This is a genomic window from bacterium (assembly GCA_040756715.1).
Classification (GTDB): domain Bacteria; phylum UBA9089; class UBA9088; order UBA9088; family UBA9088; genus JBFLYE01.
In genome coordinates, this window is the sequence record JBFLYE010000064.1 from 1 (window position 1) to 9,770 (window position 9,770).

Sequence of the window (9,770 nt, forward strand, 5' to 3'; positions counted from 1 at the left end):
ATGAGCTTGCAGAGATTCCACTCATCAAAGCAAATTCCCCAAAATCTGCTGTTTCGCAAGCCATTGCAAAGGCTAAATTGCAATGCGTTTAGGTTATATGTCTATTGCATTGTAGTTTTTGCATTTTTATATCCCATAATCCTTCCATTTTTGAGAAACAAGGGCTTCTATATCTTTATCCATTATTGCCTCATCTGGCCATTCCCTTTGCATCCCTCCTTCCTTTGTCTTTTTTGTTCCATCAATTGCCATCTTTGAGCCATAGCCAAAATATGGGCTTGCATGGTCTAATATGTCAACAGGACCATCCACAAAGAAAATATCCCTCTTGGGAGAAATGTTTGAAAGAACCCTCCATGAGACCTCAGAAAGATTATTAACATCAATATCCTCATCTACCATAACAAGAACCTTTGTTGTAGAGAGCTGACCAAGCCCCCAAAGGGCTGAGGCAGCCTTTCTTAAAGCACCTGGATATTCCTTTTTTATTGAGACAATCGCAAGGTTATGGAATACACCTTCAATGGGAAGGTTCAGATCAACAATTTCAGGGATAAGCCTTTTTATGAAAGGAAGGAAAATAATGCTACTTGTCTTTGCTATAAAGCAATCCTCCATGGGTGGCTTTCCCACAACCGTGGCAGGGTATATCGGATTTTTCCTATGGGTGATGCAATTTATATGGAATACAGGAAACTTGGAAACTTCCGAGTAATAGCCAGTATGGTCGCCAAATGGGCCTTCATCCCTTGTTTCATCAGGCAAGATGTATCCTTCAAGGACAATCTCTGCCTCAGCAGGAACCTCCAGGTCTATTGTTTTGCATTTTGTCATTTCAACCGGAGCTTTTCTTAAAAATCCAGCAAAGAGCATCTCGTCAAAACCAAAGGGAAGGGGCGATGTGGCAGAATATATGACCTCAGGTGGACCTCCCAATGCTACAGCTACCTCCATTTTTTTTCCCTCTTTTTTATAGGAAGAATAATGCCTTGCACCATCCTTTCCTGGATGCCAGTGCATACCCGTTGTCTTCTCATCAAATATTTGCATCCGATACATCCCGCAATTTCTCTTTCCATCTAAATCCTTTGTAAATACAAGGGGCAAGGTGATAAACCTTCCTCCATCCTTGGGCCATAGCTTAAGATGTGGAAATTTCAATAAATCAGGCTTTTCATCAATTATCTCCTGAGAAGGTGCATCTTTTACCATCTTTGGAAAAAATTGGGAGATCTCAAATAGCCTGGGAAGAAATTTTATTTTGTCAATCAAGCCATTTGGCTCTTTAATCTCAAAGAGCTCATCAATTCGTCTTGAAATTTCAGAAAATTCTCCGATTGCTATTTCCATCCTCCTAAAAGAGCCAAATAGATTTGTTACAATAGGAACATTAGAGCCTTTTGGGTTTTCAAAATATAATGCCTTTCCATTATTTTTGGAAACCCTATTGGTAATACAGGATACCTCAAGCTCACAATATATCTCTTCTTTTATCCTTAAAAGCTCCCCCTCTTTTTCAAGCCTTTCTATAAATTCCCTAATATTCTTAAAAGCCATTTTGAGGAATCATAAGATGCTTATCAAAGTTTTATATCAAACCCGAAGGATAAAGCAACAAGCAAGGCTCTTCAGTTTTGAATTTTGAATTGTAAAAATTTACAATTTGCAATGGACAATTCTTATGCTAAAACAACCCTGTCCTTCCCCTCCTTTTTTGCTTGGTAAAGGGCTTTATCTGCTGCCTGGATAATCGCCTCTTCTCTCCCTCCATCATCGGGATAGGATGCTATACCAAGGCTTATGGTAACAACCTCGGGAAGGCCTGCCATAATGTAAAGCCTTTCCCTTACAAGAGAAAGCATCTTTTCTCCTACAGTAAGCGCCCTCTCCTTTGTTGTCTGGGGAAGGATGATCACAAATTCCTCTCCTCCATACCTTGCAACCACATCTATCTCCCTTTGAAAAATCTCTTTTGCTATTTGAGAAAGCCCTTTTAAAACCTCATCTCCCTTTGGATGACCATAGGTATCATTTATCTTTTTGAAATTATCTATATCAAACATAAGGAGGGAGAAAACAAGGTTATATCTCTCTGATCTCTTTATCTCCTTATGAAGTGTCTCTTTGAAGTATCGATGGTTGTAAAGGGAGGTTAAGCCATCGGTAATCGCAAGCTCCTCTATCTTTTTATGTAAAAGCCCATTCTCAATAGCAATAGAAGAATTGTCTGTTAAAAGCTTTATAAGCCTTATGTCGTCAGCAGAAAATGTATTTATCTTTGTATGTGCGACAGACAATAAACCAATCAGGCGATCACCAACCTTAAATGGTATTCCCTCAAATGCACCAAGAATGCTTCCCTGTCCTTTATCAGAGACAATCAAAGCAGGGTTATCAATCTTTACCACAAGATTTTCCTCACCTGGCAGAGAACCAGCAAAGCTTGTATATTTCTTAAGGGTTTTATCTTTAAAAAGTGAAATAAAGGATTCTGTCCTTGGAAGGGCAAGGTGTATCCTTAACAAAAAAATGTCTTGCTCATAGATCAATATGCCGCAGGCAACATATTCTACCATTTCGGAAAGAAGGGTTACAAGCTCTGTAATAATTTCATCGTAGTTTAATGTCCTAGAAAGGGTTGTATTTATCTTGTTAATAACCGAAAGCTCATAAAGGCTTTTATCAAGAAGGCTATTTGTATTTGCAATAATCTTTTTTCTTGTCTCTCCCCTTTTTATTTCTACTTTAAGCCCTTCTATCTCTTCCTTTAGCCTTTTATTCTCTATTTCTAGCTTCTCTAAATCCGCACATTCAATTAAATTCATCCGATAAAAGATTTAACCGCAGAAAGAAGCTCATCTGGTGTATATGGCTTTGTAAGATATTCATCAGAGCCTGTTTCTTTTCCCCTAAACTTATCTGCCTTAAGGGTCTTTGCGGTAAGCATAACCACAGGAATGTCCTTGTATGATGGGTCGTTTTTAAGCATCCTACATACCTGATAACCATTCATTTCGGGGATAGTAATATCTAAAAGAATAAGGTCATATCTTTTTTCATAGACCTTCTCCATAGCCTCCAAGCCATCATAGGCAACATCTACCTCGTAGCCTGCCTCAGAGAGGAATATCCTTTCTGTTTCTACCAGGTCTTCCTCATCTTCAACCAGAAGAATGCTTTTCATAGCATAATAAAATCAGCCTCTAGCTTCTTTAACAAGGATTCCTTGTCTTCTCCATCCTCGGGAAATACAGCTATGCCATAGCTTACATAAATTGTTTGGGGAACATCCTTGAATAAATCACCATCAACAAATTCCCTTAGCCTATTTCCTACCTTTTCTGCCTCCTCTTTTCCTGCATGAAGAAGGATAATAAAAAATCCCCTATCTTTATACCTTATAACCCTGTCAGATTTGTGAATCTCAGCCTTTATCCTCTCTTCTATATTTGAAAGAAGCCTCCATTTCTCATTTTCACTTTTAATTTTAAGATAATTTTCAAGCTTAATAAGGATTATGGAAAAATATGCCTCCTCTGTCTTTGCACGGAATATCTCCTCCTCCAATGAGAGATGAAAATATTTATCTATCTTGGGAAGGGTTACAATAAATTTTGTTCCCTTCCCAATTTCACTTTCTACACTTATCCTTCCCTTGTGCATATTGACAAAGTGCTTAACAATGGTAAGCCCTAAGCCTGTTCCCTCTATTTGCTCTGCTGTGGTTGCCCTCTGGAATTTGCCGAAGATTCTATCAAGCTCATTAGAGGGAATGCCAACCCCTGTATCAGATACAGAGATATAGATATCCTCCTCCTTTGCTTTCCCTGATATTGTTATCTTTCCCTCAGGGGGTGTGAACTTACAAGCATTTGAAAGGAGGTTTGTCAATATATGGGTAATTCCCTCTTTATCGCCATAGATTTCTGGAAAACCATCCTCAATATCTATTTTTAGTTCTATTTTTTTGGAAAGAAGCACCCCTTTTATGCTTGTTATTGAATCCTCAATAAGGTTTGGAATGCTTACCACATCCATTCTTAATGAGACCATCCCCGATTCTATCCTTGAAATATCAAGGAGGTTATTGATAACCCTAAGCAATCTCTCTGTATTTTTTTTAATAATCTCAATAAATCTTGTTTGCTTTTCAGAAAGAAGAGATGCCTCCAATAAGTAAATAGAATTTGTAATAGAGGTAAGGGGTGTTCTTAACTCATGGGAGACATTGGCAATAAGCTCATTTTTTAATCTTTCTATCTTTTTTTCCTCGGTAATATCCCTGATAATAGCTGCAACAGCGAAAAAATTTCCTTCTTCATCATCAATCCTGGAGGCAACAATATTGAGCATCTTGGAAGTGCTGCCCATATCTGTTTTCTTTATAAATTCTATCTCTTCCATAATTGGCATATCTTTTTCAGATGCCCTCTCGATAACGCCGATAATAGAAGCATGCTCTTTTTGAATAAGTATATCGTCTTTTTTTACACCCAGGAGCCTTTGAGCAACAGGATTTACAAGGAATATCTTTTTCTCCTTATCAATGACAAGAACAGCCTCTCCCATTCCATGAACCATAGATTCAATCTCTTTTTTTTGAGCAGAAATGAGGCTATGTGCATTATGCCTTTCAAGGAGAACATCGCTTATAAGCCTTGCTACAAATCCTCCCAATACCTCAGTTTCTTCCCTTTTAAGCTTAAATACCTCCTCAAATACAGAAGGGTCTCCTGAGACATCCAAAACAATGTCTATTGGTTTAGTAAAGAGGGCTTTATAATCAGTATAGATTGGAATGTTTAGCTCTTTTGCAGATTTTATCCCTAAAGCATCATCCTTCTTATCAACAACCCCGGTAATTTCAACATTGGGGTCTCTATGAAGGATTTCAAGAAGACCTTTTCCCCTCCTTCCCCCTCCTATTATAAGAACCTTTTTCATTCACCCTCAATAACCGCACTGGTTGGACAAACCTCTGCACAGGTTCCGCACTCTGTGCATTTGTCTGGATTTATCCAGTATTTATCGCCCCTATCCTCAATAGCCTCAGCTGGGCATTCCTCTGCACAGGCCCCACATGCTACACATTTATCAGTAATAATATAAGCCATTTCTCACCTCCCATATCTTTTTGGCTTAAAATTATTTAAAATTCTCTCATAAAATTTTTCCTTTGTCAAGATTTTTGTTTTGTATTTTTTGTATGCGTTCTCATCCCATCTGTTTTAAAATTCATTTGTAATAAAGTCAAAACACCCCGTCTATCTTTGCTTTGCAATGAGGACAAGCTCCATCCTTTAAAGCATTCTCAAGCACAGAGAAGCCAAATCTATTGATAATGGGCTCTTTGCATTGATAGCAATATGTATTCTCGCCTGCATCACCGGGTATATTTCCAGAATAGACATACCTTAAACCAGCCTTTTCTCCAATTTCTCTTGCTTTCTCAATAAAGGAAACGGGTGTGGGAGGAAGGGAAAGCATCTTATAATTTGGATGAAACCTTGAGATATGCCACGGCGTTTCTTCTCCAATCTCCTTGATAAACCTTGCAATATCAGAAAGTATTTCAGATGATGTATTTTTCTCTGGAATAAGGAGGGTGGTTATCTCAACCCAAATTCCAAGCTCCTTCATTAGTCTTATAGATGAAAGGACAGGCTCCTTTCTTGCCTGGCAAAGGGTTTTATAAAAATTATCATCTCCCTTTAGGTCAACATTTGCTGCATCAAGGTATGGAGCAATCATCTTTAGGGCTTCAGGGCTCATATATCCATTGGTTACAAAGTTGTTATAAAGCCCCTCCTTTTTTGCAAGCTTTGCTGTATCAAAGGCATACTCAAAGAATATGGTTGGCTCTGTGTATGTATAGGATATGCTTTTACAACCCTCTGTTTTTGCCTTTGATACTATCCTTGAAGGAGGCAATTCGCTGCCAAATATTTCATTTTCATCCTTTGCTGCCTGTGAGATTGTCCAATTCTGGCAGAATTTGCAAGCCAAATTGCATCCAACCGTAGCAATAGAAAGGGAGAAAGAGCCGGGAAGAAAGTGAAAAAATGGCTTTTTCTCAATCGGGTCAATATTGCAGGAGCAAGCAAGGTTATAGACAAGGCTATAAAGAATGCCATCTTTATTTTCCCTTACCCCGCAAATTCCCCTTTTTCCCTCCTTTATCCTACATCTATGGCTACATAGCTGGCATTCTACAAGCCCCTCCTTTTTTTCATAAAGAAGTGCCTCTTTCATTTTTTCTAAATTCTAATTCCTATAGTATCTTCCCTCACTTAGTGCAAAAATAGATAGGGTTTATGTTTATTTAAGAAATTTTGAATTCTAAATTTTGAATTTTGGATTGAAAAAGTAAGTTTTTTAATTCAAAATTCAACATTCAAAATTTTATAAAGCGTTATGGAATTAACTATAAATTATTTATTATCTCCTCGGTTATTTGGGCAAGAGAATAATTTCCACCCCAATCCTTTGGCAATATCCCTTTCTCCATTATAGAAGAAATGGCTTTTTCTATTTTTTCTGCACAATTTGCTTTTTTTAGGTATTTAAGCATCATAGAACCAGAAAGGATTGCGGCTATTGGATTTGCAATATTTAATCCTGCATACTTTGGGCAACTTCCATGAACAGGCTCAAATACAGCAAAGTTATCTCCAATATTTGCCCCTGGTGCTACACCAAGCCCTCCAATAATGCCAGCACATAGATCTGAGATAATGTCTCCAAATAGGTTTGTGGTTACAATGAGATCAAAATCTTCTGGCTTTTTTACCAATTGCATTGATGCATTATCTACCAGCCTATCCTCAAATTCAATATCAGGATAAAGGGAGGCAATCTCTTTGGCTGTTTTTAAAAATAAGCCGCAGGTCAGCTTTAGGATATTTGCCTTATGGACACAGGTTACCTTCTTCCTATTATTCTTCCTTGCATATTCAAAGGCAAATCTTATTATCCTCTCAGAGCCTTCTTTTGTTATTGTCCTTATTGCACAAGCAGAGGAGGCTACAGAAAACTCAATCCCTGTGTATAACCCCTCTGTATTCTCACGGATGATTACAATATCTATATTTCCATCAAATGATTTTGCTGGCCTAACCCCTGCATAGAGGCTTAATGCCTTTCTTAAAGAGACATTGAGAGAGGTAAATCCATAACCAACTGGTGTTGTTATCGGTCCTTTAAGACAGATCTTGGTTTTTCTTATGGATTCTAAAATTCCATCTATTGCAGGTGCATTATCCTTAAATTCCAAAGGAATCTCTTCCCATTCTATATCGGCTCCTGTTGCATCAATAACTCTTTGTGCGGCGCCTATAACCTCAGGCCCTATGCCATCACCCTTTATCAATGTTACCTTCATAGCCTTATTATACAAAAAGCCTTGCATTAAAACAAGAAATATGATTTAATTTAGTTTTAAAATGATTGACTTTATAAAGGGAAGGGTTGTATCAAAAAGCCCAACATATGTTGTTATTGAAGGAGAGAGCATTGGATATGGCTTTGTTGTTTCATTAAATACATTCTCAAGCCTTCCAGATGAAGGAAAGGAGGCAAGGCTTTTTAGCCATACAATAATTAAGGATGAGAAGATCCAATTGTTTGGATTTATCAGCGAAAAAGAGAGAGGGCTTTTTTTGACCCTTATCTCCATTAGTGGGATTGGTCCAAAGATCGCCTTAAGGATTCTCTCAGAGATAACACCAGATAATTTAGGAAAGATTATCCAAAGCGGAAATGTATCTTCCCTTTCAAGAATAAAGGGTATAGGAGAAAAGACAGCAAAGAGGATTATCCTTGAGCTTTCAAATAAACTTCCCGAAAAGGAGGATAAAGATTTGGAAGATTCTTGTATCCAAGCCCTGATTTCTCTGGGTTATTCAAAGAGGGAGGCATCTCTTGCCTGTAAAAGGGCATTATTAAAAAATCCAAAAGACCTTGAGGAATTGATAAAAGAGGCGTTAAAATGATTTAGGATTTCTTGAATGTCTAATGTTTTTATTGGGACATCGGGTTTTAGTTATGAGCATTGGTATGAAAGGTTCTATCCCTCTTCTTTGGCAAAGGGTGAGATGCTTTCATTTTACAGCCAGCATTTTCAGACGGTAGAGATAAATTCCTCATTTTATCGCCTTCCATTTGAGGGGATGATCAAGGGATGGTATAGAAGGAGCCCAAAGGATTTTAAGTTTGTCCTGAAGGCACCGAGGAGGATTACCCATTTGTTAAAGCTGGTTGACTGCCAAGATGTCCTCAAAACCTTCTTAGATAGGATAAGTGGCCTTTCTGAAAAATTGGCAATAGTTTTATTCCAGCTTCCACCAGGGCTTAAAAAGGATATCCCAAGACTTAAAGGATTTATTCAAGAATTGCCCCCTAATTTCTCTCATACTATTGAGTTTCGCAATAACTCCTGGTTTGATGAGGAGACATTTTCTCTTTTAAAAACGCACAATATTGCCTGCTGTATTGTAAGTGCACCAAAGATTGAGACCCATTTTGTGGCTACTGCTCCTTTTGTTTATCTTAGGCTACATGGGGCATCAAGCTGGTATAACTATGATTACTCAATGGATGAACTTAGGCAATTATCCTTTGAAATCAAAAAATTTTTAGAAAATGGGCTTGATGCCTATTGCTATTTCAACAACGACTTTGAGGCGTATGCCATAAAGAATGCAAAGGAACTGATGAATTTGCTTGAAGCTTGATGGACATACTTAAGGGGTATATTTTTTACTGGTGCACGGGTGACTATTTACTTATAGTTAATTCCATAACGCTTTACAAAATGTATGTGTTTAGATAATCTTAAGGAAAACTTTATAAAATTATGAATTTTGAATGTTGAATTTTGAATTAAAAGGGAAAAAATTTTATAAAACTTAAACCTTCAATTCAAAATTCAAAATTTAGAATTCAAAATTTCTTAAAAGGTGGATGAATTTTTAACAGATAAACACAACCCTATCTATTTTTGCACTAAGTAATGGAAGATACTATAACTTTGGCAAAAATAGAATTTTAAGAATGAAAAAACTAAAAATGCAAACCTACATACAAAAATTCAAAATGCAAAAGTCAAAATGCAAAATCCTAAATCCTATATCCTGCCCATCTTCCATCCTTCTCGGAGACCCTTACCTCATAAAGGGATGGAATGCTTTTTTTAAGGCTTTCAAAGATATAAAATGCAATATTTTCAGATGTGGGAGGGATCTTATCAAATGGAGGAATTTCATTCAGGTTTTGATGGTCAAGGGGAAAGATTATTTGTTTAAGCCTTTCCTTTATCTCTTTAAAATCAGAAATCATCCCAAGGCTGTCCAATTCCTCATTCTTTAGATAGACCCTAACCTTGTAGTTATGCCCGTGAATTCTTGAGCAATTTCCAGGATAACCAACTATTGAGTGGGCAGAGGAGAATTCAGCCTCTACCATTAGTCTATACATTTCTTTTTATAGGATAATATTTCCCGTAAGTTGTTGTAAAGCTTTTTAGCCTATAAACTTAGAACTTGGATTTACAACAAAGATAGAAAGATGTCTCCCTGGATGTAGCTGGTTTGCTCTAAGGAGGGGATAAAAAAATTCTTTACAAAATAAATGAGTATTTTTAAACTATAGTATCTTCCATTACTTAGTGCAAAAATAGTATTTAAGAAATTTTGAATTCTAAATTTTGAATTTTGAATTGAAAAAGGTTAAGTTTTATAAAATTTTTTCCCTTTTAATTCAAAATTCAACAT

The 9,770-nt window shown here is 37.0% G+C and carries 10 protein-coding genes; 2 read left to right on the forward strand and 8 right to left on the reverse strand.

Going from position 1 to position 9,770, the window contains the following annotated elements; genetic code table 11:
- Positions 1 to 126: 126 nt before the first annotated feature.
- The 7 genes from AB1397_02645 to AB1397_02675 all read right to left on the reverse strand — a co-directional run bounded on the left by AB1397_02645 (position 127) and on the right by AB1397_02675 (position 7,381).
- Positions 127 to 1,557: a menaquinone biosynthesis decarboxylase gene (locus tag AB1397_02645; GenBank protein MEW6481890.1), complete on the reverse strand. Its 1,431-nt coding sequence runs from the start codon at positions 1,555 to 1,557 to the stop codon at positions 127 to 129.
- Between the two features lie 122 nt (positions 1,558 to 1,679).
- Positions 1,680 to 2,825 (reverse strand): diguanylate cyclase, encoded by a 1,146-nt coding sequence (locus AB1397_02650; GenBank protein ID MEW6481891.1) that lies wholly within the window; start codon positions 2,823 to 2,825, stop codon positions 1,680 to 1,682.
- Complete coding sequence (locus AB1397_02655; protein MEW6481892.1) at positions 2,822 to 3,184, reverse strand: response regulator; 363 nt, start codon at positions 3,182 to 3,184, stop codon at positions 2,822 to 2,824. The genes AB1397_02650 and AB1397_02655 overlap by 4 nt, the downstream gene beginning before the upstream one ends.
- Positions 3,181 to 4,944, reverse strand: coding sequence for an ATP-binding protein (locus AB1397_02660; protein MEW6481893.1), 1,764 nt, complete (start codon positions 4,942 to 4,944; stop codon positions 3,181 to 3,183). The genes AB1397_02655 and AB1397_02660 overlap by 4 nt, the downstream gene beginning before the upstream one ends.
- Positions 4,941 to 5,114 (reverse strand): 4Fe-4S binding protein, encoded by a 174-nt coding sequence (locus AB1397_02665; GenBank protein MEW6481894.1) that lies wholly within the window; start codon positions 5,112 to 5,114, stop codon positions 4,941 to 4,943. The genes AB1397_02660 and AB1397_02665 overlap by 4 nt, the downstream gene beginning before the upstream one ends.
- Before the next feature lie 136 nt (positions 5,115 to 5,250).
- Entirely contained in the window at positions 5,251 to 6,252 is a 1,002-nt protein-coding gene (gene amrS, locus AB1397_02670; GenBank protein ID MEW6481895.1) for an AmmeMemoRadiSam system radical SAM enzyme, read from the reverse strand.
- Positions 6,253 to 6,424: 172 nt separating this feature from the next.
- Complete coding sequence (locus tag AB1397_02675) at positions 6,425 to 7,381, reverse strand: isocitrate/isopropylmalate dehydrogenase family protein (protein ID MEW6481896.1); 957 nt, start codon at positions 7,379 to 7,381, stop codon at positions 6,425 to 6,427.
- Between the two features lie 61 nt (positions 7,382 to 7,442).
- Between AB1397_02675 and ruvA the strand changes: the two genes are divergently transcribed.
- Both ruvA and AB1397_02685 read left to right on the forward strand, forming a co-directional pair.
- Entirely contained in the window at positions 7,443 to 7,991 is a 549-nt protein-coding gene (ruvA, locus tag AB1397_02680; protein ID MEW6481897.1) for a Holliday junction branch migration protein RuvA, read from the forward strand.
- A gap of 15 nt (positions 7,992 to 8,006) precedes the next feature.
- Positions 8,007 to 8,732, forward strand: coding sequence for a DUF72 domain-containing protein (locus AB1397_02685; GenBank protein MEW6481898.1), 726 nt, complete (start codon positions 8,007 to 8,009; stop codon positions 8,730 to 8,732).
- 385 nt (positions 8,733 to 9,117) lie between these two features.
- Here the strand turns inward: AB1397_02685 and queD are convergent, their stop codons facing one another.
- A complete protein-coding gene (gene queD, locus AB1397_02690) occupies positions 9,118 to 9,474 on the reverse strand; it encodes a 6-carboxytetrahydropterin synthase QueD (protein MEW6481899.1) in 357 nt (118 codons plus the stop codon).
- Positions 9,475 to 9,770: the final 296 nt, after the last annotated feature.

What these genes read in the sequence shown, in the direction of transcription:
- AB1397_02655 (MEW6481892.1), bottom strand. Translation starts at nt 3,184, where the DNA reads ATGAAAAGCATTCTTCTGGTTGAAGATGAGGAAGACCTGGTAGAAACA.
- queD (MEW6481899.1), bottom strand. Translation starts at nt 9,474, where the DNA reads ATGTATAGACTAATGGTAGAGGCTGAATTCTCCTCTGCCCACTCAATA.
- AB1397_02660 (MEW6481893.1), bottom strand. Translation starts at nt 4,944, where the DNA reads ATGAAAAAGGTTCTTATAATAGGAGGGGGAAGGAGGGGAAAAGGTCTT.
- AB1397_02645 (MEW6481890.1), bottom strand. Translation starts at nt 1,557, where the DNA reads ATGGCTTTTAAGAATATTAGGGAATTTATAGAAAGGCTTGAAAAAGAG.
- ruvA (MEW6481897.1), top strand. Translation starts at nt 7,443, where the DNA reads ATGATTGACTTTATAAAGGGAAGGGTTGTATCAAAAAGCCCAACATAT.
- AB1397_02675 (MEW6481896.1), bottom strand. Translation starts at nt 7,381, where the DNA reads ATGAAGGTAACATTGATAAAGGGTGATGGCATAGGGCCTGAGGTTATA.
- amrS (MEW6481895.1), bottom strand. Translation starts at nt 6,252, where the DNA reads ATGAAAGAGGCACTTCTTTATGAAAAAAAGGAGGGGCTTGTAGAATGC.
- AB1397_02665 (MEW6481894.1), bottom strand. Translation starts at nt 5,114, where the DNA reads ATGGCTTATATTATTACTGATAAATGTGTAGCATGTGGGGCCTGTGCA.
- AB1397_02685 (MEW6481898.1), top strand. Translation starts at nt 8,007, where the DNA reads ATGTCTAATGTTTTTATTGGGACATCGGGTTTTAGTTATGAGCATTGG.
- AB1397_02650 (MEW6481891.1), bottom strand. Translation starts at nt 2,825, where the DNA reads ATGAATTTAATTGAATGTGCGGATTTAGAGAAGCTAGAAATAGAGAAT.